Origin of the sequence: Leuconostoc litchii, from assembly GCF_008107645.1 — a bacterium.
GTDB lineage: Bacteria > Bacillota > Bacilli > Lactobacillales > Lactobacillaceae > Leuconostoc > Leuconostoc litchii.
Genome location: NZ_SDGY01000004.1, coordinates 1 through 21,263, shown reverse-complemented (window position 1 = coordinate 21,263; position 21,263 = coordinate 1). Strand labels below are relative to the sequence as shown.

Below are 21,263 nucleotides of genomic sequence, written 5' to 3'. Positions count from 1 at the left end.
CTGTTATCTTGATTTGAAGAACCTACTGTAGTTGCATTTTGATTGCTAGTATTTTGGTTAGAAGAATCTGCAACGGCTGTAGTTTTGTTAGTATTATCTTGATTAGAAAAAGTTGTCTCAGGCTTGTCTTGACTACTGTCTGATTGACCAGGTGTATATTGGTTATCAATATCAGTGACACCATTTGTTTGTGCATTATTTATTCCATCATTTGAAGTAGCTTGGGCGATATTACTTTTGGCTTTTGTAGCAGCATTAGTTACCGCTTGATTCTGCTTATCTTTATCAGTTTGAGATAAAAATTTATCATTATTGATATTATCAGCTATTTTAATAGCTTCACTATTTATAATATTTTCAGCAGATTTTTTTTGTTCATCAATTGGCTTATCAGATGAACTAGTTGACAATAAACCTTGAGCATCACCTATTGTATCAGCACTGATAGGCGTTGAAAATGCTATCATACTGAATGTAATACCTGCAAGAGCAGTAACCCAAAGTTTTCCATCTTTATACAGTTTAAATCTTTTGTGTTCAACAATACTACTTGGACGTGCAAGGTGTCTACTTTTATTCATGGAATAATTTTCCCTCTTCTTTCTCTCAGTGATTCTCAATTTCGACGACAACAACAGTATAGTATTTTAATAATAATTTAACAAATGATACGTCTTTGTAATATTACTATATTTAAGTAAGACGTTTTAGTATCGAAAATGATAATTATCAGAGTTGAAAGTGTAGTTTAAATATTTTTTACGTTTTACATTATTAATTATTTAACATAAAAATATCCATATCTGAAGTATTAGTTCAGATATGGATATTTTTATTAACATAACACGTCTTACCCAAAGTAGCTGTTATATCAACCGCTCTCGCCCGTTGTGAAATGAGCCTTGTGAATTTTAATCCTCTTGCCCTTTTCTGACACTTCACAAATTCATTTCTGCGACTTTTTCATAATCTATACCAATTATGAATTTTGTCTTTTTTCTTTAGCTGTGTATGTTTTCATGTACATATCAAGCATTGTTTTTTGCTCAGAATCTAGTACTGTTTCTAATTTATCCAACATATTAATGATTAGATCATCTTGGGTATCAAAATTTAAAGTGTTCTGTAATGCATTAATTCTATTGACGGTGTGGCGTTGTATACGAATAGTGCTGTATGTCTTATTTTTTCTTGGTCTACCCATTTTAGGGTTTGGCGTTGTATTATAAGGTTTTGGTGTATTGTCAAGAGTTGAGGTAGTTGAAAAAGTTTTTTTAGGTTCTGATATGTGTGTTTCTTCTACCTTTTTAAAATTTTTTTTACGGTTGGGATCTTTATTAAATTCTAGCTTTGCCATAATTAATTTTGGTGTGTCCTTTCTATAATTTCCTCTGTTAAATCAGAATAAATACGGTGAACTTTAATATCATGAAAATCATTTTGCGCTGTCATTTGTTGTTCGGAGATACCTTGACGATCATATCGTTTTAATCTTTCCATATGTTTTATGATGACATTAAATAGTGTTGCTTCACCAAATATTTTCTTTGCGTCATCTATGATTTGATTATCTAAGCCAACATTGTTTTTTAGTAATACTGGTAGAATACCGGCAATGTCAAAATCAACATCTTTATATGTGTTGTAGAAAGTTTGTAAATATTCCCAAAATGCTTCTGCTCCGTCTAAAGAACGTTGTTGTGTCTGTAAAACAATGATGACATAATTAGATGAATATAGAGCTGTATCAGTATAAATTGATAATGTTGGTGGTACATCAAATATAATGTAGTCGAAATCGTCTTCAATTTTGGAAAGTTGATCCTGAAAAAAACTAATTCTTTTCTTTTTATAATTTGGTTCGTTTGGTAAAAATTTAAGTTCTAGAAAGTCAGGATAATTAACAAAATCCTTATGTGACGGTAAAAGATATAAATTGTCCATTATTTCAACTAACGAATTTTTTATGGTATTTTCTTGAAGAGCAACCATCATGGTGTTTTCAATTGGTAATTCTATACCATTTTGAAGTCCGTATGTTCTACGTAATAATTGTGTTGAATTTGCTTGTGGATCTAAGTCACACACTAAAGTCTTATATCCCTTTTTGGCTAATTCGTATGCTACCATTACTGAGTTAGTAGTCTTACCAACTCCACCTTTAAAGTTTCCAAATAACATTTTTGTAGTCATAAATATTTATCTCCTCAATAAATTAAGTCATTTTTAAAAACATTACTATTCTACTATCTAACTATTTGACTATAATTCTATTTTACTATAATACTATTGTACTACAAAAAGTGGATGTAATAAATGCCTGTTAATCAATATTTAAAGTTTTATTTAACACTATTATACTATTAAACTATTTTACTATTGCACTACTTTACTACTGTACTACAAAAAGTAGACAAAAAAATACTACAAATTAAAAAGTGGCTGTTGACAATGAATTTCAAAACATTTAATATCAACGGTATAGATTTAAAGATTATTTTTAATTACTAAAAATAATCTTTTGCATAAAGAAAAGCCACCAAGAACGCCAATTCTTGATAGCTACATAATTCTTATTTGTGTTAGAATGTGTAACTATATTATATAACATAACCTTTGTGTTGTAAATGTGGGTGATTTCAAAAAGAGTGAAGCCAAACACTTTAAGGGGTATGGCATATATGACGTGTAGGGGGTAGTTACCTAGAGTAACTCGGAAGAGCCAAATCGCTGTATATGGTATACGAAAAAATAGACAAGTGCCATTTTCCCAGACACTACTGTACAAAAATATTTGGGTGCTACACAAACAATCCATACTGGGCGTGTAGTAGGGTGAGAGCGACCATTAACGGCTCGGCAGGTAAAACGGTGTCTACGGACACAGGGCTTGTATTTAAGCTGTAGCGCGAAAGAATATAATAAATATAGTGATACAGCGCCAATAAGGGCGTTTTTTTATTGGTTTAATGAATAAAGTAGTTGATTAAAGCAGGCGGGTAAAACCAAGGCTTGTATGGATAAGGTGACGGACGACTGAACGATCGGTCAAGTGTTTGTTAACGGTAAAGTTTTCTTCTTCCCAAAACAAGGGGAAAACTAACTTCAGCTCAAAACTCCCTCACTCTCAATCAAGCATTTGTAACTTCCTGTGTCAACAATTTTTTATTGTTTTTCTAAATATAAATTTCAGTTTTTCAGAGAATTAGTTCATTATTACTTGTTCTATTAATATGATATGTCTATTTTAAGTACTTTATGGAAAAACATAGTATAATAATATATACAAAGATATTATTGTATGTACAAGGAGATTTAAATGACTTCATTAGTAAAAAATAAACAGTTTAGTTTTCGTACAAATGATGAATTACTTGTTAAAGCGCAAAAGATTGCTGCTGCTGAGCATTTTGATATGGCTACAATTTTTAATTCTGTTTTAGAAAAAATGGTTGCACAAGATGATGTTCCTGTTGAGCTAATTGATGAAAAACAAAAACGTCAAGATAAAATTATTCAGTCTTTGTATACTGAAATAGACCAAGGTTATCAAGACTATAAAAATAATCGTGTAAAAGGGATTGATGAGGCGTTTTCAAAGTATGGCGCATAATATTTTGATTACTGATGCTGCGCAAAGAGATTTAGATGATATTTTTGCTTATATCAATAAAAAATTTCTAGCCCCACAAGCTGCAAGTAATACATTAAGTAATATCAAATTATCAATTTTAAAAATAGCTGAAATGCCAGAAATAGGCATCGATGTTTTTAAGAGATTGCATAAAAAATTTAAAATTTCAGAAACATTAAGGATGATTCCTGCTGGAAATTATTTAGTATTTTATATTATTTCAGATCAAGACTTGGTTATTTTACGAGTCCTTTATCAACGACGAAACTGGTTAGAGATTTTTGGTTAAAATCTCAGGAAATGTTTGTTGCAGAGGTTATCTAATGTTGGAAAAGTGTAGAAAATGAAAAATAGGAATAGTTTAGATATTATTATTATATTTTTTGGATTTTTTATTATTGCCACTAGTATCATTTTTTGTCTAACAGTTTATTCATAATAGGATTTGTTACTGGTTTTGTAATTATTTTTTTTAGTAAAAATATTGCTAAATATTTTAGACGTTAACAAGCAAGTCACAATGTAGTTTTTTGATGTTGATTTAATCTAGCTGTTTTATACTCAATACATAGTCAACTTACATGACTATTCTCTTCTCTCCCATAAATTTTATGAATAAAATTATTCTCTCTCAAAAAAGGCCGTCTCCCTCCCAGAGCGGTCTTTTTATTTTGAAAACTAAAGAACTTGTTTTTTCGTCGTACTATTTATTATCAACCTGAACGTATTACTAAGTCCTTCTCAACCAACATTCCATAAACTGTTATCTGTGATTGGTTGTACAGCTAATATTTGCTGCTCTCTAGGGTCCATTGTTCTAGACAAAATTGATTTGATCTAATATGGTTTCACGACTAGCTTGATCTAATCCTAAATAAGTTAAAGGCATCGATTCACTAGAATGGTTTAATAATTGCATGATGAGTCCAATATTATAGTTTGACTGTATATAGACCCGATAAGAACCTGATTTATGAATCCCATGGGGTCCCTAGCGACTAAGCATACTTTTTACTTAACATATTATTTTTTGTTTTTTATAGTTTTATTTTGGAAAAATCAAACACATTTTTTAATTCATTGGCTGTCAAGTATTTTGATAAGTAATTTTTCTCGTTATTTATAAAAGTAGAACTATGTTCTGAGAGACATGAAATTAAGTTTGATCGTTTAATCAAGCTTAAGCCAATTTCCGTTTTACCTTGCAAGTATAATGCCAATCCTTGTAAATTAAAAAGACGAGCTCGATGATAATAATCTTTTTCCTGTTGATTAAAATAATAGGTCAGTTTTTGGATGAGTAAATCAGCAGTATCAAGATGATCATGTTCCAGCATAAACAAGATGATATTGTTGTAAATATAAAATAACATTGAAAAACTATCGTATCTAAAATTATCGTATAGGATACCTTTTTGATGCAATTCTTGGAATAAATGAAACATAAATTTTTCGTCAAGGAAGGGCATAGCATGTCCGAAAAGATATAATTCAAAAAATGTCCAATTACTAATATTTTTGAAATAGTCTTCGAGGGTTAATATTTCGTTTTTTGTGATGCTATCTGCGCTTAATGTGGTCAGCATCATTTTTAATTGGATAACTTGTAGTTCAGCAAACTTCCCTTGTTTATGTTGCCAAAGTCTTAAATGACTTTTTAATACAACAATGTCACCAGACTGATAGGCTTTTTGAAAGCTAGGCAATAGGTCATTATTATTTGCATTACATTTTTGATAGAGAAACTCAAATTCTGATAGTTGAACATTAATCCGATCGAGTAATTCTAGTAAGTGGGTGAACGAAATATCTGTCAGTCCACGCTCAAATTTTGATAAAAATGGATAAGAGACAATATTATGACTAGCTTCTTTCAATGTCACATTTTTTCCAGTTCTAAATATTTTAAATACTTCACCAATTTCAGTCATGATTTAACCTATATGCACATTTTTATTTTTTGAATTATTCAGAGTTTAACATAATAATATCAATGAGCCTAGCCCATAGAAAGGAATGAAAATTCAATGATCAAGAAGACAACAACTCCTTCAAGCGTTGCTGGTTCAGCACTTGAAGGCTAATCGTTTAAAGATTAGTTCTAATCCCTTTTGATAAGAAATATTATCGAGAGGGGTACATAGTTTAAGCAAAGGATAAAATATATGATGGACTATCAAGAGATTAAACCAAAATTTAAAAAGGCATACCCCATAGTTTATCAAGCGAAAAGAATTATTATTGGTGGGTTTGGTAAAAATACAGTCTATGATGATGAAACAGGTGCAGTTGAGCAAGTTTTTAAAATGATAGATGGGCAATATACAATTGCACAGATAAGTAAACGGATTAGTCAGCAATATACACAATTTTCCGAACAAGATGTTGTCGAACTCATTGAGGACTTGAATAGTGAACGATTTATTGAAGACTCTGAGTTAACGGGATCGGGTATTTTATCTGATTATGATAGAGAACGATATCATAGAAATATTAACTTCTTTTCCTCTTTTATAAAATTAAGCAAAAACAAATATGAAGTCCAAAAAAAGTTGAAAAATGCTACAGCTGGAATTATTGGTCTTGGTGGATTAGGTTCACATATTGTTTATGATTTAGCTGGTCTAGGAATTGGAACAATCAAGGCTATTGAATATGATAAGTTAGATTTGTCCAATTTAAACCGTCAAATATTGTATAATAATGATCAAATTGGGCAAAGCAAAGCACAACTAGCCCAAAAAAGAATTCATGATTTTAATCCAGAAATTAATTTTGAGATATATGAAAAACAAATATCAAGTACGAAACAAATAACAGATTTTTTTTCAGATGTAGATTTCATAATCTTAGTAGCTGATCGACCTAAATATTTAATGGCCCGCTGGGCGAATGAGGCAGCAGTAAAGCTTAACATACCAATGTTCTGTGCAGGATTAGAAGCCCAACGTGCCATGTACTATACTGTTATACCGCATCAAACAGGCTGTGTGGCTTGCTGGCAGAATAGCGTTGCTAATCGAGATGATGTTTCAACGCTAGTATTAAGAGAAAAGGAATACTTGAATCTATTAGGCGATAACACGGCCATTGTGCCACTAGTTTCGACAGTTACAGGTATGATCAATGCAGAAATTTTGAGATATTTAACAGGTATTGGGAGAGTGCAAGCTGCTGGAAACCTAATTGCAGTCGATTTTTTAACTATGCGTACGAAAGTTATAGAAAAATGGGATCTAGCAGAAACCTGCGCTGTTTGTGGGGGGAAACATTTTGGAGAAAACTGAACCAAATTTTACCTATTTGTGGACTAGCTTTTTAGTTTCATCAATTGGTGATTGGCTATATCGATTGGCGTTACCAATAATTATTTTACAAAGAACAGGGTCAGCATATCATGCGGCCACAGTATTTGGCGTATCTTTTATACCTTGGGTCTTGTTCTCATTAATTGGCGGCAGTTTAGCAGATAATTACCCAAAGAAGAAAATTTTGATTCTAGGAAATATTTGTGCTGTATTTTCTAGTGTATTTTTAATTGGTGTTCTAAGTTTTTCACAAATTGACTTTAAATTATTGTATTTTGCTGTTTTTATTTTGGCTTCCGTTGATCCTTTGATTCATCCTAGTTTTCAAAGTATTATTCCAGAAATTGTCAGAAAAGAGCAATTTGCAAAGGCTAATGCCATGATTCAAACTATTGATAATACGTTATCCATTATGGGGCCATTAGCTGGGGGATCGATTGTCATGCTATTGGGTGGTATTAATGCACTGTGGATTGATACGGTTTCTTTTGTATTGGCTGTTGGAATTTTGAGGTTATTACCTAATAAAATTGAGAGTAAACGTAGTAAGCATATCATCAAAAAGTTATGGTCTGATATAGTTGAAGGAGCCAAGTATAGTTTTCATCAACGTGTTATTTTCAGTGGGTCTATGATGTTTCTATTTACTAATTTTGCTTTAAATATGTTTGAGGCGAACTTTATTTTTTACATGACAAAAACGCTGAACTATCCATTAGTGGATGCAACAATTGCTATGTCCATTGGCGGTATTGGTTCGTTAATTGCTGGTGCACTGGGTAGTAAAATTGTAAGTCGCTATAAAGCAGGTGTGTTACTATCGTCTAGTACTATTCTGGCCGGAATTAGCACATTATTACTGTTAGGAAACACAAACTATCTTTACATTGGTGTTGTTTTAGGACTAGTTAGCTTTTTTGGAACCATTAATGTGATTACTTATTTTACTTTACGACAACGTACCGTACCTAAAGAAATACTAGGTCGAGTAGTTTCAGTAACACGGATGATTTCTTATGCTTCAATTCCGGTAGGATCATGGTTTGGGGGACTACTCTTAGGATGGGGGGAGCCCATGTTTGTAGTTATTATGATTGCTGGTGTTATTCGTACTTTGGCAGGATTTATAGCTAGACTTTCACCCCTCGGAAAAGAGGTTTAAGATAGTTTTTAGTCATTAGGTTTATCTTTTTTATATTGATCAGGTTTATTGGCGTTAACATAATTAGCAAATATTTTTAACAATTCTTCTGTTTCAACAATATTTAAATGATCAGACTCAAAATATTTATCCAGTAACGCACCTTTTTGAATGAGGAGACGTGTTCGTTCTTTTCTTTTTTTAGTGTTTTCAAAATAATTAGATTGACGCAAAGTAGTTTCTGTTTGCTCAATTTTTTTTTGTAATTTCTTTTGTTGGGATAATAGCTTGTTTAATTTTTCAGTCATAATTCTTTAATCCTTCTTGATGCATTGAGGATGATTTATTCTTTGTTAGATCATCAGCAGGCAAGGCCGAAATGATTTGATTAACTAGCCTGGTCATTTATTTTGGGGTTAACCTAGTATAATCAAGATCTAGCCTTTTAATAATTTCATGACCAAATCTTTTGTCAATCTTTTCCTTTTCGAACTTGATTTTTTTTGCTAATTGATTTAATTTTTCTTGTTGTTTTTCTAAAGTAGTCATCGTTATAATTGGGTCCTTTCTTGATCATGTCTATATAATTGACCACAGAATAGCACAATCATAAAAACAAGTAAACTAATATGGTGTAAAAATTGGACCACAATAGTACACTAAAAATAAACAGCAGAACCACCAGTAGAACCACCAGTAGAACCACCAGTAGAACGAATGAAATGAGTTCAATGCGCACTTACACCCCACTAATAATATTGATGGGGTTATTGCTAAAAATTTGTATTAGAAGTCGCCGATAGCGACAACAAAAATAAAATTTGAAATGAATAGAGAGGTTGTCAATAATATGGCCATATTTCATATGAATTTTACCAACATCAGTGCCGGGAAAGGTCGCAGTGCGATTGCCAGTGCGAGTTATCGAAGTGGTGAAAAATTATATAGTGAGATGGAAGATAAGTGTTATTTTTATGTGAGAGATATTCTACCAGAATCTTTTATTTTAGCCCCAGAACACGCTCCAGTATGGGCTAACAATAGAGAAAAATTATGGAACGAAGTTGAAACTAAAGATCGCAAAGTGAATTCAAGATATGCGAAAGAATTTAATGTAGCCTTACCAATTGAATTGAATGAGCAGGAACAAAAAGAATTGTTAATAACGTATGTTCAGGAAAACTTTGTCAATGAGGGTATGGTTGCGGATGTTGCTATTCATAGAGATCACCCGGGAAATCCACATGCTCATGTAATGCTTACTAATCGTCCCTTTAATGACGACGGTACCTGGGGGAATAAAAGTAAAAAAGAATATATTTTAGATGAGCAGGGTCATAAGACTTATACAGGGACCAGTAAGTATCCTAAGAGTAGAAAAATATGGTTGGTAGATTGGGATAAAAAAGGAAAAGTTGAGGAGTGGCGTCAGGCATGGGCCAAATCGGTGAATCGTGTGTTTGAACAAAAAAACATGCCGGACCGAATTAGTGAGAAGACCCTGGAAGAACAAGGAATTGATAGAACGGCAACACAACACGTTGGTGTGTCTGGGAAAAGACATGAGAGAGAAAAGTTTAATCAACAAGTATTCGATCATGACAAGCACGTGGCTCAGTTAAAAAATGTGGATGAAAAAATCCATCGTGAACGTAGAATGCAAACACAACAACAGCATCTCTCATTTAGTGAAAAGCGATCAATTTCACAGTTAAGCAAAGAGCTACAAATATTTGTTGATTTAGAGCATTTAGATGATAAAAAACGTCTATTATTTCACTGGAAAAATAGTCTATTTATGAAACAAGCAGTTGGTGAGGATATCACAAAACAATTACTGACGATTAACCACCAAGAACAGTCACTTGTACAAGCCAACGAATTAATAGATCAAGTTGTTAATCGAACGATTAAAAAAATCTATCCAGAAGTAGACATAGAACAGATGACGATTGCTGAAAGAAGAGAATTAATTAAAGAAACAGATAGTGAGCGCACTATTTTTACAGGAAAAGAATTAACAGATCGTTTAGCTATGATACGAACGGATATTTTAAACAAAGAAATTTTAACATTTACAAAGCGACCTTATGTGAGTTGGTTGGTATTAGTAAATCAGGAAGAACGTATCAAAAATGATATGATCGAAATCTTAGCTCAAAAAGGTTATCAATTTGCCGATATCGAACGATCGAAAGGAAGTATTGTACGAAATCTTACAGATAAAGAACAAAATCGTTTAGAACGCGGTAGAAAAGATTTAGAGGTGATTCATGTCATTCAAAAGGTCGTTCAAACCCAATATGAAGGGGTATTAAAAAATACCTTTCCTGAGCTAGATTTGGCTCATCTACCGATGGTTGATCAGGAAAAGATTTACTCGGCTATTGTGTACTTTAATCCCGAATTGAAACAACTATCCAAGCAAGAATTTAAGAAATTAAAGACTCAGCCACCAGTTCAGTTTACTACAAGGGAACATCAGCAAGGATTGGCTTATTTGAGTGGCACACTAAGCCTTGATGATATTCAAAATAAAAATTTGGTCCGAGTGTTGTCTAATGAGGGGACAAAGCAGTTATTTATTGGAGAAAGTAGTCAAGATCTTAACATTACTAACAAACAAATTGCCCAAGTTAAAAAAGTTATGGCACAAGAAAGTAAGCTTTTTGAAGCCTATCGCAAAGAAAATATACCTGATTATCAAAGTGTTTATTATCGGGAAACGACACCACTAGACTATTTGGGTCAATTATTCAATAACACCATTATGAAAGTGTTGTATGTTGATGAAGCACGAAAAAAGAAAGAATTAAAAGAGACCGAATGGACAATGGAGAAAAAGAAACGACAACATCATAAAGGATTATCACGATAACAGAATAGAAAAGATTACATCAAATGGTAAGCAAAAAGAAATTAGACACCAGAAGGACAGAGTTACTTGACTTATTCAAGCTAGCAGACAAACACCCTGAACAAGCGCAACAAGCAATTCAGCAGGTTATTAATCCACCGTATAGTAGAAAATTAGCTGATAATATAACTGAAAGCTCTATTAATAATTTGAGCGACCCTTATTTAGAAAATTATTATAATGATTGGTTATACAAAATTTGGAACTATGCAGAAAAGATTAAACAATGATATAATGAATACAGAAAAAGGAATCCTTGCGCTAACAAGACTTCCCATGTAGAGCCGTTTAAGACGGTGGCATAACTTAATACGATTAAATAACCACTAGCTTGCCAGAGCTAAGGCGGTTATTTTTTTTGCTGATTTTTAATCAACTCAACAACTAACGCTAGTAAGGTGACTATAAAAGTACCAAACATTAGCATAAGCTGTAAAGCGTCCGATGTGGACACTTGGGCTACTCCTTTCCTAGAATGTGAGTTTATAGTTTTTACACCATAAGCACCACCCCCTTTAAGGAAATAGCCACCGCCTTAACTTCTCTACTCAAACCATTATACAGGATAAGGTGTGATTTACCTATATATCATTATTATCATATTGGAAAGTTAGCTTTACATTAAAAAGGAGGACTTATCTTGTTAAATAATTTAGAAAAATTACGTAAAAAAAACAAAATTAGCCAACAAGACTTTGCTCAGTATCTGGGGATAACTAGACAAACAATCAGTTCACTAGAAAACGGTCGTTACAATCCGTCCATTTTATTAGCAATTAAAATCGCAAGATACTTTGGAAAAAGTGTTGAAGAAATATTTATTTATACGGAGGAAGATGAAAATTATGAAAAATAGAAAAAACGTAGTTAATTACAAAGAAATTGGTATTTTTGCTTTGATATTATTAGTAATAGTATTTGTTTTACTAAAAGTAGTTCCAACCAGTTTTAGGTATGGTATTTTAACCGCAGTTAGTATTTCGATGATTATTATGTCTATGACAAAGAAAAAAATTGTTGACCACGACGAGAGGAATTATCTAATTGATCTTAAAGCTAAAGCCGTTGCATTTAATATCATTGAGGTGGTATTTGGTCTGCTTTTACTAAGTTTTAGTATCATTCATATACCGTTTATTGCATTAGTTTTAACTTTGGTAGCGTACTTAATTTTAAAAATGTGTAATCTTTTGATGTTCTCTTATTATCATAAAAATAATTGAGAATGCAATAAAAAAGCGACACAACTTAACAGTTGTGTCGTTTTTTATGTATCTTTTAATTTTACAAAGATGTTTATGCTATAACTAACTGCCATTTTCATTGCTTAACAAGAGTCTTTAGTTTCTGATGTTTAAGGAAACATCTAAAAAGACTAATCTAAGTGTTCAATAAAAGTTTGATATTTTTGTTCAATCAATGGTAGTGATTTTCTATATGCAGTGATAATTTCGATATTCAATTCTTGATACAAGTCCTCTTGGAAGTTTCTTTCGGAATACGAGAGTTTTTTGACAAGAGGCTGTAACTGTTTAATTAATAATTCTTCATCGTTATTGGCTAGAGCAGTGCAAAGTTCAGGGTTGAAGATCATTAGAAATATCCTTCTTTTCAATGTATTGTTTGATGGTTAACAAACTGGCTTTCTTAATTTTATTAATTGCTGGTGGTGTGATATTTAATTGTTTAGCTATTTCGTTTTGTTTATAGCCCTCAATGTAAATTTTGTTTAGGATAAATAATTGTCGAGGTGTTAAAATAGTTCGCCAAGGTAAACTTCGAATTAAGTTACTGTCAATGTTATCCAATAACGTTGGTAATTGATAAAGACTTAGCTGGTCTAATGGTTTATCTTTTGTTATTGTATTGTTGTTTTTTTGCTTGATATGGAGGCTTTTGAAATAGAGTGTTTTGTTTAGATAGCTAAGAAATAAAACATAGGAAAAGTATTCTTGGAAACTTTTATTCAGTTCTTTAGTGAAACTGGTAGTGTCTATCAATGAATGTTGATGCTTTTTGATCAGTTCTTTGGTATTAGATAACGACATAAAGTTTGATATGATATTATTGTTGTTTTTTTCTCGCTCAAGTTTTTCAATTGTGATTTTTTTTTGGTTCATAGTTTACCTCATCTGTTAGTTGATTGAAATTTTACACTTCAAACATATTGAAGTCAAGCTAGTTTCAAATTAATTGAAGTAGTATGCTATAATTTAATATAAAATGGAGGTTGTTTGGTGATGGCTACGATTTTTTCTAAGAATCTAAAATATCTCAGGGCAAAATGTAATATTGAACAAATGGAATTAGCCCAAAAACTTGGGAAAAAGGGTGGCAGCAGCGTCGCTAATTGGGAAAAAGGAATAGCAATTCCAAATCTTGAAGTATTAATCCAGTTGGCTCATATTTTTGACGTCAGTGTAGATGAATTAGTCCAAATTCCTTTATTTGAAAGTTCCTTTCCAAGTATTAATGGATTGTATCTCCAGTTAAATCGAGAACGAAAACAATCTGTATATTATCATGCTCGAAAAGAGTTAAATGAACAAAATAAAATCACTAAACTTTCTGATGTTGTTGAAATATATGGCGCAGTTTCAGCTGGAACTGGTGAATTTTTGAGTGATATAGAATATCATGAATCAGTTCCTTTCAATGGAGAAGTCCCCCCACATGACTATGCTGTAACTGTTAATGGAAATTCAATGGAACCAATGTTTACAGATAAACAGATAATATTTGTTAAGCGTACAAAAGAAGCGCGTAGTGGCCAAATTGTAATTGCCAAGTATGATGGATCTAATGTGTATGTTAAAAAACTTGTAATTGATGAGCAAGGTTATCGGCTTGTTTCTTTGAACAAAGACTATAATGATTTAATTATTGATAACGATCATAATATCGAAGTTCTAGGGACAGTTGTCTTGTAGTCAAACTATTTCTTATTTATTTTTGAAAGTAACATTTATAAAAAAGACAGTAAAATATTATTTTACTGTCTTTTTGAGTGTGCAAGTTTATTTTTTGTAGTTAAAGATAGGGCTATTCGGTTAATTTTTTGATTAAAAACAGCTTTTACTTGGAGTAGGGTTGAAAAACCACTACGAATATTTTTATAAGAAAAGAGGTGGAATGAATGTGAATAAATTAAAAATTAGAATGGTCGTTATGATTGTCCTTAGCTTTTTTTTGTTTGGAATTCCAATTAACCAAGTTAATGCTTCAATAAATCATAATGGAGACATTGATCAAAACCAGGTATTGGCATGGTTTGAAAAACATGAGGGGAAGCTAACATACTCGATGTATGGTTCCCGTAATGGTGTTGATGGTACAGCTGATTGTTCTGGGAGTATGACCCAAGCCATTTATGATGCTGGTGGAAAACAATATCAGTGGCTTTATAGTACAGATTATCTTCACCAATATTTGGAAGAAAATAATTATGAATTGATATCAGAGAATAAAGATTGGATAGCTCAAAGAGGTGATATTGTGATTTGGGGCAAGAAGGGCCAGTCTGGTGGTTCTTTTGGTCACGTAGGTATAATTTCTAGTAACGATCCAAATGCTAATTTTTTAAGTACATCTTATTACACTGCTGGTCAGTTTGGTACGGCCGTTCAAAATATTAACTATAATAATTTTGCTCGTTTGGATAACTTCCCCTATACCTATGTTTATCGTTATATCAAACCAAATGTTTCAAAAATTAAAGACATAAGCACTCAAACTGTTCATTTCAATCAAACATTTGAATTAGATTGGTATGATTACTGGAATGGTGAATGGGATGCGGTTAATAATTTGCTCAGTATCCCAGTAACAGACTATAACAACTACATTCCGTTATCTGGAATCGTTTTAACTGACAAACGAGGTCAATACTTAACAAACCAATATGCACAAATTGGTACACCACAGCAGGAATACTTCAAGTTAGTTGGACATTACAAGGTACTTAGTAATAATGGCGATACTATGGCCATTGAGGTGTCTGGTGAACCAGTTTGGATTAAATCCAAGTATGCCATTATTGATTAAAAAGGAGGTTATATGACAACAACACTGATTATTTTTCTAACTTGGGCTATTGTAAAAGCATTGAAAGCTGCCAAATTATCTAATCGATATTTACCAATGATTGCATTACTAATAGGTATTATGCTTAGCTTTATTATTTCAGTTTTTATTCAAGACGATAATTTGATTACAAATTTATTGATAGGTGCTTGGTCAGGTGTTGCCTCAACTGGTGCGAATGAAACAGCAAGCAAAAGTATGAATGCTATTGTATCGACTGTTGGCAATCTGATCACGAAATCTAAATAAAATATGAGCATCTATCTTATGATAGGTGCTTTTTGCATGATTTATTTAAAAAGATAATTTCTAAAAATAAATTTGGTTAATTTTTTGAAGAAAAATACCTTTTATACTTTGTAAGGTTAAAGTGACGTCATTTTCTTACACAAATAAAATAGAAATATAGGTAAATAACTTATGGACACAATGGTTTTAGCAACGCAAAAGTGGTTAAACAAAACGTATGGATCTGTGGCTAATTACAAGCAGGTTCCAGAGACAGGAAACACAGGATGGCCAACAATTTATGGTCTAATTCGTGGTGTGCAGCATGAATTAGGCATTGCGCTACAGGATGGGTCGCCAGCATTTGGAGAAGCAACATCAGCAGCATTTGATGCAAAAGTAGTTCCTAACTTAAAAAAAGGATACAAAAGTAACTTTGTTTACTTAATTCAAGGCGCATTCTGGGCTAAAGGAATTAGTCCAGAAGAATTTACGGGTACTTATTCATCTTATACAGAGTCAGCTATCAAGTCGCTACAATCCGATGCAGGTATTCCAACAACAGGTGTGTTGGATTCTCAACTAGCACAGGCATTATTTGATATGAGTGCTTTTGTACTAGTCAGTGGTGGTGATAAGACAGTGCGCAATATGCAACAATATTTGAATGCTAATTATCGACAATACACTGGTATTTTACCAACAGATGGCATTTATCAGCGTGCTACGAACACTGCGTTAATTTATGGTGTTCAAGCCGAATTAGGATTAGGGGACATTGCCAATGGATTCTGGGGACCTACAACGATTTCAACCTATAAATCAGCATTTTCGAATGGTCTAGGTGATAAAGTCATTAAATTGATACAGTATGCCTTATATGTCAATATGAAAGAATATTTGACGACCAAAGGAGCAAAAGGACCAGCATTTACAGGTGCATTGGATAGTAGCACTCAAAATATTTTAAATCAGTTTCAGAATTTTATGATGTTGGATCCCGTAAAGGCGGGACAACCTGATAGTACCACAATGTATTCGTTGATGTTATCTAGTGGAAATCCAGCTCGAAATTTCTTTGGGATGGATACGTCTTACCAGTTAGATGCTAGTATGATTAAAGCTCTTGTTGATTATGATGTAAATTATGTTGGGCGCTATTTAACTGGTTCCGTCGGTAGTGGTGCATCTGAGAGAGATAAAAATCTTACAAGAACAGAAGCTCAAAATATTATTGACGCAGGTCTAAAATTAGTTCCAATCTATCAAGACAATACACCTTCAGTAGATTATTTTACCTACAATCAAGGTGTATCAGATGCTCAATCGGCTGTGTCAGCAGCACTTAACATCGGAATCCCAAATGGTCAGACAATTTATTTTGCTGTCGATATGGACATGACTGATGATGAAATTACTACAGCAGCGATTCCGTATTTCCAAGGAATTGTCGCAGGCATCAGTCATTATCACATTGGTGTATATGGTACAAGAAATGTTAGTTCGCGTGTTTCACATGCCGTATCTTCCGTACTTTATAGTTATGTCTCTAATATGTCAACAGGATTTTCCGGTAATCTAGGATTTTCACAACCAACTAATTGGGCCTTTGATCAATTCTTTGAAGACGGCGTGGGTGTAGGACCCTTACCAGCGTTGGATCGTGTGGCCGTTTCAAATATTGACGCTGGAGTGACATATTTAGTTGAATCTGCAATAACTAAATCAAAGTGGTTTGAAGATACAAAATGGCAGGGACTAAAGGATAGAGTGGCTTCTGCGAATATTACATGGGATTCTGGAGAAATAAAACTTGTGGATAGTGAAACAATTAAAGTTTCAGTATCGATGAGTAGCACATTAGAACAAACAACAGAATTGAGTGAAATTCCAATGACGTTTGAGATAAAAAATGGGAAGATTACTCCCGATTTTACTCAACATTATGAAAATTTAAGTTCTTTAAAATTTGGTACTGTTATTCAAGCAAATATTGATAAATTGTCTGCTGGGATAAAGTCGGGCTCTGTAACTGTACTTGTTCGACCAGGTAACATTATGGAAGATGAGTTGCCAATGGCCCCAGTTATATCTTTAGTTTTTTCTCCGGATCCAATTAGTATAAATAATAATGAATATACTATTGATTGGGCTGTTACTTTCAAAATGCAATTTAATACCTCCCCACTGGTAAAAGAGCCAGCTTTTGAGACAGTACAAGAGTTGAATTGGGACGAGATACGTCAAAAATGGGCGAATGGATTTAAAGTTGTTACCGAAGTAAGTGCAGGAATTGTATTGGTCGGGGCAGTAGCTGCTATCATTGTAGCACTTCCAATCGAGATTTCGGCTGGAGGAATCGCTGCAATTGGAGCTTTGTTTATCAGTATTGGCCAAGATATAAAGTAATTTTAATTTAATTTTAAAAACTGTAAAACTGTATTTCAAAGCTATCAAATACTTCAAGTTTATTATTTTACTTAAATATCTGCAATTTTTGTAGTTTTTATTTTTATTTTTTGATGGGGCTATCATAATATGATATGATGTAAAAATTATATGTATAATATTACTGATCGTACTTGTTCTTAAGAATTGTTAAGTCAGGCAATTGTCCGAATATTTAAAAAGTTTATGTTGATTATTCATCATGGTAAAATATTTTTTTACGTATTTGGTAGTTTACAATGTAGAAAAGGTTTAAGTATGTCAAAAAAAAAATCATTTCCCTTCGTAATTATGGAGAATAAAAATTATGAATTAAATGAAAAAACTGTTTTAATGATAAACAGTTATGTCAAATCATCTTTTAGTGAAGAAAAATTATCAAACAAAGAAATTCGATATTTTAGTTTGAGAGTTCGTATAGCAAAGTTAGCTATCGCAACTGTTATTATTGGAATTGCTATGATGATGTTATCTTTTGTTGTTTTAATTTTTTTAGGTGATGCCATTGACGAAATATTAAATGCTTATATTTTTTTAGTTTTTATTATTTCAATATTGAGTGTGCCATTTATTATATTCATAATACTACCATCAATAAAAACCTGGCAATCCCTAATTCAGGGAAGCCTACAAGTAGATAATTTGATTGATGATACATTTACATTTTCAGGTTGCCAGTCGCTGAAATTCAATACTAAAAATTGGAAAATTTTAAATATATTTGAAGTCAATAATTATTATATTTGCCAAGGAATAGTAACGGATTACAAACTTCCTTTTAGACATGTTGAAACAGTATATATTCCTATTGAAATACTGACAATTAATGAAAAAGAAAAAATACAGAAGACTCAAAAAAGATTGATTAATTATCGCAGAACAAATTAGTTATTATTAACTCCAATGTAATTGTGTTAACTTCTTTGGAAACCTCGAACATTATAAAGTATAGAAGGTTAATAGTATATGAAGACGGTGGCATAATAATTGAAAGACAGAAAAGAAGGATATATTGATTCCTGCAGAATATACTAGAAATAGAAACGAATTTTATAAAAAAATATATGAACAAAAAAATAAAGCTAATAATTTTGATGATAATTACATTTTTATTTAATCTATGGTATATGCCTGATATCGTTTTTCATGTCAGTATTTTCCAAAGTATTTTTGAATTTATTTTGCTTATTATTATGGATTTGTTAAGTATCTATATTGTTGTTCGTTACATTAAGACTATTAAAACCCTTAAGAATAATATTTTGGACTCCAATTTTATAGAAGATATTAGTGCAATAGATAATATTATAAATAAAATTCACAAGGAATTTACTGCTTTTATTGTATATGAGAATGATGAAAACTATTTTATTGAGTTACAGCCATTTAGTACGTTTAATACAACAATTTTATTAATTCAAAAATCTCAACTAGCTAATTACGAATGTCTTGCAGAAATTATGAGAATAGTCGCAAATGTAAAAATGCACCACGACAAGAATGTTGGTCACCCATCAAAATATATTTTTAAGCAGTACCTTTATGTTGATGACACAACTAAAATTAAATAGAACATGAATAATTTAATTTGTCATCGGAAATGAAAAACTCACAACTAGTAATAGTAGTTGTGAGTTTTTTATCGTTATTTATTTGTGAATCGGTTTAATTATAAGTGATATAGCTATTTATTATCAGTATATGATTTTTGTATATCACCATATGTCGTTTTAGTCCAACCACTTTTTATTGGGTCGACAAGATGATGATTACCGTCTTTATCCGTGATGTCAAAAGGACCATCACCGGTAAAGTAACCACCGCCATTTGGGTCAACCCAAGCAGTTTGTGTCGGCGGTTGTTCATCTGCATTGACTGTCGCCCCAACGACCATTTGATGCTGATTATCGTCACTACTTTGAGAACTAGACGATGAAACAGTTGTGCGCGCTGATACTTTATTTTTTTTAGTTGAACGATAAACAGGTTTTGATTCATGGACATGGGGACCATGAATGGCTACTAGTAAACTAAGGATACTAATAGTTGTTATTAATAAGATAGCGATTAATTTATTTTTATTGTGTTTTTTTATAAAATAATTAGTATTTTTAAACATGATTCCTTTCCTTTGAAGTAAGGTTAACGTTAAAGAAATTTATTACCAATTTCCTACATAATAATAAGAATATTTTGCAGGACTATACGATGAAAAAGATGTTTGATTTGTAATATAAGGGCCCGCTATATATTTAGCCTGTCCATCATTGATTACGGTTCCTTGTCCTTCTCCACTCCAAGGAGTAATAACTAGTCCAGAATCTCCATGAGATTCCCATCTTAAGTAAGGACCACCTGTATTATCAGCTGGAGAAAACCAATATCTGGCGTAACGCCACTTATTTCCAGCCATGGTTCCAGAATATCCTTGGTTAGCATTAAGAGTAATTGAAGATTGGGTTGCAGGCTTTGTTATTGGGCTTGCAGAAGGGTCACCCGTAGGCAAATAAACTTTTGATTCTAACAGTGGATTTTTAGTTTCTGCTGCTAGTAATTCATTTTTTTGATCTTTTTGGGCTTCTTTTACAGTGGTGACCTTGTAGGATGTTGTTGCAGGATTGATAGTAAATTGATTACCTTGCGCATCTTTACCTTTAAATTCTCCTTGTCCAATTAGAAAACCACCGCCTGGTAGTTCAATTGCAGTATCTGATTCATTTATTTTTTGGTTTATGGTAGATGAATTACCTTTAGCTGCAGCAGAAACATGTGATGTTAACCCTATGGTGATACTTGCTGTTATAGCAAGTATCATTATTATTCTCTTATTCATTTTTTCTCCCCTCAACTGTTAGTTGATAATAATGATTCTTATATTCAAACATAAAAATAACAATAAAGCAAATTATGTTAAACTTGAAAACTACTCTGACTGATAGTTATATTACATATGTGAATTTAAATTTTTTTAATCAAATATAATGATATGTAAAAAATAGAAATGCTATAATATGTTTGGTATAAATTAGATACGGGCTATTTTTTTTTATTGAATTGATTAAGTATGTATTAACTAAATAATCTTTTGATATACTGTACGGTTCGGGGTGATAGGTTGAAGGCTTCAGCGGTTTCTTTTACAGTGTGAGCGTTAGAATATTCAAAGATAGCAGTATTTCGGCTATCTTTTTTTCTTTTGGGTCTGCCTTCCTTATAGTTAGGATTATGCTGTTTAGCAAATACCTTACCTGCCTGTGTGCGTTCAATAATCATGTCCCGTTCCATTTCAGCAACCGACAATAAGGTTCTAACAATCATACGACCCATAGGAGTATTGTCAATAGTTCCTAGATTTAAAACTTTGATAATGATTTTTTCCTTTAATAGGGAGTCAATTAAATTTAGCGCTTCTCGTGTATTACGGGCAAAGCGATCTAGCTTTGTAACAATCAAAGTATCATTTGGTTCAATTAAATGAACTAATTTTTCAAATTGAGGACGTGT

General features: G+C 32.2%; 26 protein-coding genes and 1 pseudogene. 14 read left to right on the top strand and 13 right to left on the bottom strand.

Features of this window, described 5'->3' with window-relative positions; genetic code table 11:
* The 3 genes from ESZ47_RS06955 to ESZ47_RS06945 form a co-directional block, all read right to left on the bottom strand.
* The coding region (locus ESZ47_RS06955; RefSeq protein ID WP_148606041.1) for a DUF1542 domain-containing protein at positions 1 to 581 on the bottom strand (581 nt) is incomplete at its 3' end.
* A gap of 398 nt (positions 582 to 979) precedes the next feature.
* Complete coding sequence (locus ESZ47_RS06950; protein WP_148606033.1) at positions 980 to 1,357, bottom strand: Replication-associated protein RepC; 378 nt, start codon at positions 1,355 to 1,357, stop codon at positions 980 to 982.
* 2 nt (positions 1,358 to 1,359) lie between these two features.
* Complete coding sequence (locus ESZ47_RS06945) at positions 1,360 to 2,193, bottom strand: ParA family protein (RefSeq protein ID WP_148606031.1); 834 nt, start codon at positions 2,191 to 2,193, stop codon at positions 1,360 to 1,362.
* Positions 2,194 to 3,319: 1,126 nt separating this feature from the next.
* Here ESZ47_RS06945 and relB point away from each other — a divergent pair.
* Both relB and ESZ47_RS06935 read left to right on the top strand, forming a co-directional pair.
* A complete protein-coding gene (relB, locus tag ESZ47_RS06940) occupies positions 3,320 to 3,613 on the top strand; it encodes a type II toxin-antitoxin system RelB/ParD family antitoxin (RefSeq protein WP_148606029.1) in 294 nt (97 codons plus the stop codon).
* Complete coding sequence (locus ESZ47_RS06935) at positions 3,603 to 3,923, top strand: type II toxin-antitoxin system RelE/ParE family toxin (RefSeq protein WP_148606027.1); 321 nt, start codon at positions 3,603 to 3,605, stop codon at positions 3,921 to 3,923. The genes relB and ESZ47_RS06935 overlap by 11 nt, the downstream gene beginning before the upstream one ends.
* 528 nt (positions 3,924 to 4,451) lie before the next feature.
* Here the strand turns inward: ESZ47_RS06935 and ESZ47_RS06930 are convergent.
* Positions 4,452 to 4,607 (bottom strand): annotated as a pseudogene (locus ESZ47_RS06930) (site-specific integrase); the annotation flags it as partial.
* Positions 4,608 to 4,671: 64 nt separating this feature from the next.
* Positions 4,672 to 5,565 carry a helix-turn-helix domain-containing protein gene (locus tag ESZ47_RS06925; RefSeq protein WP_148606026.1) on the bottom strand — a complete coding sequence of 298 codons (894 nt, stop codon included), beginning with the start codon at positions 5,563 to 5,565 and terminating at the stop codon, positions 4,672 to 4,674.
* Between the two features lie 234 nt (positions 5,566 to 5,799).
* Here ESZ47_RS06925 and ESZ47_RS06920 point away from each other — a divergent pair, with 234 nt between their 5' ends.
* Both ESZ47_RS06920 and ESZ47_RS06915 read left to right on the top strand, forming a co-directional pair.
* Positions 5,800 to 6,921: a ThiF family adenylyltransferase gene (locus ESZ47_RS06920; protein WP_148606024.1), complete on the top strand. Its 1,122-nt coding sequence runs from the start codon at positions 5,800 to 5,802 to the stop codon at positions 6,919 to 6,921.
* Positions 6,908 to 8,104: an MFS transporter gene (locus tag ESZ47_RS06915; RefSeq protein WP_148606022.1), complete on the top strand. Its 1,197-nt coding sequence runs from the start codon at positions 6,908 to 6,910 to the stop codon at positions 8,102 to 8,104. The genes ESZ47_RS06920 and ESZ47_RS06915 overlap by 14 nt, the downstream gene beginning before the upstream one ends.
* Before the next feature lie 8 nt (positions 8,105 to 8,112).
* Here the strand turns inward: ESZ47_RS06915 and ESZ47_RS06910 are convergent, their stop codons facing one another.
* On the bottom strand, positions 8,113 to 8,391 hold the full coding sequence (locus tag ESZ47_RS06910; protein WP_148606020.1) for a hypothetical protein: 279 nt from the start codon (positions 8,389 to 8,391) through the stop codon (positions 8,113 to 8,115).
* 97 nt (positions 8,392 to 8,488) lie between these two features.
* Entirely contained in the window at positions 8,489 to 8,632 is a 144-nt protein-coding gene (locus ESZ47_RS09315; RefSeq protein WP_161595279.1) for a hypothetical protein, read from the bottom strand.
* Positions 8,633 to 8,933: 301 nt separating this feature from the next.
* Between ESZ47_RS09315 and mobQ the strand changes: the two genes are divergently transcribed.
* Both mobQ and ESZ47_RS06900 read left to right on the top strand, forming a co-directional pair.
* Entirely contained in the window at positions 8,934 to 10,961 is a 2,028-nt protein-coding gene (gene mobQ / locus ESZ47_RS06905) for a MobQ family relaxase (RefSeq protein ID WP_148606018.1), read from the top strand.
* A gap of 23 nt (positions 10,962 to 10,984) precedes the next feature.
* Positions 10,985 to 11,230, top strand: coding sequence for a hypothetical protein (locus ESZ47_RS06900; protein ID WP_148606016.1), 246 nt, complete (start codon positions 10,985 to 10,987; stop codon positions 11,228 to 11,230).
* A gap of 119 nt (positions 11,231 to 11,349) precedes the next feature.
* Here ESZ47_RS06900 and ESZ47_RS09545 read toward each other — a convergent pair whose 3' ends face one another.
* Complete coding sequence (locus tag ESZ47_RS09545) at positions 11,350 to 11,454, bottom strand: putative holin-like toxin (RefSeq protein WP_280114212.1); 105 nt, start codon at positions 11,452 to 11,454, stop codon at positions 11,350 to 11,352.
* A 186-nt stretch (positions 11,455 to 11,640) separates the two neighbouring features.
* Here ESZ47_RS09545 and ESZ47_RS06890 point away from each other — a divergent pair, with 186 nt between their 5' ends.
* Both ESZ47_RS06890 and ESZ47_RS06885 read left to right on the top strand, forming a co-directional pair.
* Entirely contained in the window at positions 11,641 to 11,856 is a 216-nt protein-coding gene (locus ESZ47_RS06890) for a helix-turn-helix transcriptional regulator (RefSeq protein WP_148606014.1), read from the top strand.
* Positions 11,846 to 12,223, top strand: coding sequence for a hypothetical protein (locus ESZ47_RS06885; RefSeq protein ID WP_148606012.1), 378 nt, complete (start codon positions 11,846 to 11,848; stop codon positions 12,221 to 12,223). Before ESZ47_RS06890 ends, ESZ47_RS06885 begins: the two co-directional genes overlap by 11 nt.
* Positions 12,224 to 12,375: 152 nt before the next feature.
* On the opposite strand, the gene ESZ47_RS09310 is transcribed toward ESZ47_RS06885, so the two are convergent.
* The gene (locus tag ESZ47_RS09310) at positions 12,376 to 12,594 is read right to left on the bottom strand and encodes a hypothetical protein (RefSeq protein ID WP_161595278.1); all 219 of its coding nucleotides are present in this window, start codon (positions 12,592 to 12,594) and stop codon (positions 12,376 to 12,378) included.
* Positions 12,578 to 13,120 (bottom strand): sigma-70 RNA polymerase sigma factor region 4 domain-containing protein, encoded by a 543-nt coding sequence (locus ESZ47_RS06880; protein WP_148606010.1) that lies wholly within the window; start codon positions 13,118 to 13,120, stop codon positions 12,578 to 12,580. The genes ESZ47_RS09310 and ESZ47_RS06880 overlap by 17 nt, the downstream gene beginning before the upstream one ends.
* Positions 13,121 to 13,240: 120 nt before the next feature.
* On the opposite strand from ESZ47_RS06880, the gene ESZ47_RS06875 reads away from it, so the two are divergent.
* The 6 genes from ESZ47_RS06875 to ESZ47_RS06850 all read left to right on the top strand — a co-directional run bounded on the left by ESZ47_RS06875 (position 13,241) and on the right by ESZ47_RS06850 (position 19,330).
* A complete protein-coding gene (locus tag ESZ47_RS06875; RefSeq protein ID WP_244307570.1) occupies positions 13,241 to 13,930 on the top strand; it encodes an XRE family transcriptional regulator in 690 nt (229 codons plus the stop codon).
* A gap of 208 nt (positions 13,931 to 14,138) precedes the next feature.
* Positions 14,139 to 15,044, top strand: coding sequence for a peptidoglycan amidohydrolase family protein (locus ESZ47_RS06870; RefSeq protein ID WP_244307569.1), 906 nt, complete (start codon positions 14,139 to 14,141; stop codon positions 15,042 to 15,044).
* Positions 15,045 to 15,056: 12 nt separating this feature from the next.
* Positions 15,057 to 15,332 carry a phage holin family protein gene (locus ESZ47_RS06865; RefSeq protein ID WP_148606007.1) on the top strand — a complete coding sequence of 92 codons (276 nt, stop codon included), beginning with the start codon at positions 15,057 to 15,059 and terminating at the stop codon, positions 15,330 to 15,332.
* Between the two features lie 171 nt (positions 15,333 to 15,503).
* Entirely contained in the window at positions 15,504 to 17,720 is a 2,217-nt protein-coding gene (locus ESZ47_RS06860; RefSeq protein ID WP_148606005.1) for a glycoside hydrolase domain-containing protein, read from the top strand.
* A gap of 297 nt (positions 17,721 to 18,017) precedes the next feature.
* Positions 18,018 to 18,647: a hypothetical protein gene (locus ESZ47_RS06855; RefSeq protein ID WP_148606003.1), complete on the top strand. Its 630-nt coding sequence runs from the start codon at positions 18,018 to 18,020 to the stop codon at positions 18,645 to 18,647.
* Positions 18,648 to 18,853: 206 nt separating this feature from the next.
* Positions 18,854 to 19,330, top strand: coding sequence for a hypothetical protein (locus tag ESZ47_RS06850; RefSeq protein WP_148606001.1), 477 nt, complete (start codon positions 18,854 to 18,856; stop codon positions 19,328 to 19,330).
* Positions 19,331 to 19,443: 113 nt separating this feature from the next.
* Here the strand turns inward: ESZ47_RS06850 and ESZ47_RS06845 are convergent, their stop codons facing one another.
* The 3 genes from ESZ47_RS06845 to ESZ47_RS06835 all read right to left on the bottom strand — a co-directional run.
* Positions 19,444 to 19,878, bottom strand: a complete 435-nt coding sequence (locus ESZ47_RS06845; protein WP_148605999.1) for a hypothetical protein — start codon at positions 19,876 to 19,878, stop codon at positions 19,444 to 19,446.
* 42 nt (positions 19,879 to 19,920) lie between these two features.
* A complete protein-coding gene (locus ESZ47_RS06840; RefSeq protein WP_148605997.1) occupies positions 19,921 to 20,592 on the bottom strand; it encodes a hypothetical protein in 672 nt (223 codons plus the stop codon).
* 236 nt (positions 20,593 to 20,828) lie between these two features.
* Positions 20,829 to 21,263 (bottom strand): recombinase family protein (locus ESZ47_RS06835; protein WP_244307568.1); only part of this gene is annotated, 435 nt, incomplete at its 5' end.

Bases quoted from the DNA above. Each gene is read 5' to 3' on its own strand.
- ESZ47_RS06950 (WP_148606033.1), bottom strand. From the start codon at position 1,357: ATGGCAAAGCTAGAATTTAATAAAGATCCCAACCGTAAAAAAAATTTT.
- ESZ47_RS06945 (WP_148606031.1), bottom strand. From the start codon at position 2,193: ATGACTACAAAAATGTTATTTGGAAACTTTAAAGGTGGAGTTGGTAAG.
- relB (WP_148606029.1), top strand. From the start codon at position 3,320: ATGACTTCATTAGTAAAAAATAAACAGTTTAGTTTTCGTACAAATGAT.
- ESZ47_RS06935 (WP_148606027.1), top strand. From the start codon at position 3,603: ATGGCGCATAATATTTTGATTACTGATGCTGCGCAAAGAGATTTAGAT.
- ESZ47_RS06925 (WP_148606026.1), bottom strand. From the start codon at position 5,565: ATGACTGAAATTGGTGAAGTATTTAAAATATTTAGAACTGGAAAAAAT.
- ESZ47_RS06920 (WP_148606024.1), top strand. From the start codon at position 5,800: ATGATGGACTATCAAGAGATTAAACCAAAATTTAAAAAGGCATACCCC.
- ESZ47_RS06910 (WP_148606020.1), bottom strand. From the start codon at position 8,391: ATGACTGAAAAATTAAACAAGCTATTATCCCAACAAAAGAAATTACAA.
- ESZ47_RS09315 (WP_161595279.1), bottom strand. From the start codon at position 8,632: ATGACTACTTTAGAAAAACAACAAGAAAAATTAAATCAATTAGCAAAA.
- mobQ (WP_148606018.1), top strand. From the start codon at position 8,934: ATGGCCATATTTCATATGAATTTTACCAACATCAGTGCCGGGAAAGGT.
- ESZ47_RS06900 (WP_148606016.1), top strand. From the start codon at position 10,985: ATGGTAAGCAAAAAGAAATTAGACACCAGAAGGACAGAGTTACTTGAC.
- ESZ47_RS06885 (WP_148606012.1), top strand. From the start codon at position 11,846: ATGAAAAATAGAAAAAACGTAGTTAATTACAAAGAAATTGGTATTTTT.
- ESZ47_RS09310 (WP_161595278.1), bottom strand. From the start codon at position 12,594: ATGATCTTCAACCCTGAACTTTGCACTGCTCTAGCCAATAACGATGAA.
- ESZ47_RS06880 (WP_148606010.1), bottom strand. From the start codon at position 13,120: ATGAACCAAAAAAAAATCACAATTGAAAAACTTGAGCGAGAAAAAAAC.
- ESZ47_RS06875 (WP_244307570.1), top strand. From the start codon at position 13,241: ATGGCTACGATTTTTTCTAAGAATCTAAAATATCTCAGGGCAAAATGT.
- ESZ47_RS06865 (WP_148606007.1), top strand. From the start codon at position 15,057: ATGACAACAACACTGATTATTTTTCTAACTTGGGCTATTGTAAAAGCA.
- ESZ47_RS06860 (WP_148606005.1), top strand. From the start codon at position 15,504: ATGGACACAATGGTTTTAGCAACGCAAAAGTGGTTAAACAAAACGTAT.
- ESZ47_RS06855 (WP_148606003.1), top strand. From the start codon at position 18,018: ATGTCAAAAAAAAAATCATTTCCCTTCGTAATTATGGAGAATAAAAAT.
- ESZ47_RS06850 (WP_148606001.1), top strand. From the start codon at position 18,854: ATGATAATTACATTTTTATTTAATCTATGGTATATGCCTGATATCGTT.
- ESZ47_RS06845 (WP_148605999.1), bottom strand. From the start codon at position 19,878: ATGTTTAAAAATACTAATTATTTTATAAAAAAACACAATAAAAATAAA.
- ESZ47_RS06840 (WP_148605997.1), bottom strand. From the start codon at position 20,592: ATGAATAAGAGAATAATAATGATACTTGCTATAACAGCAAGTATCACC.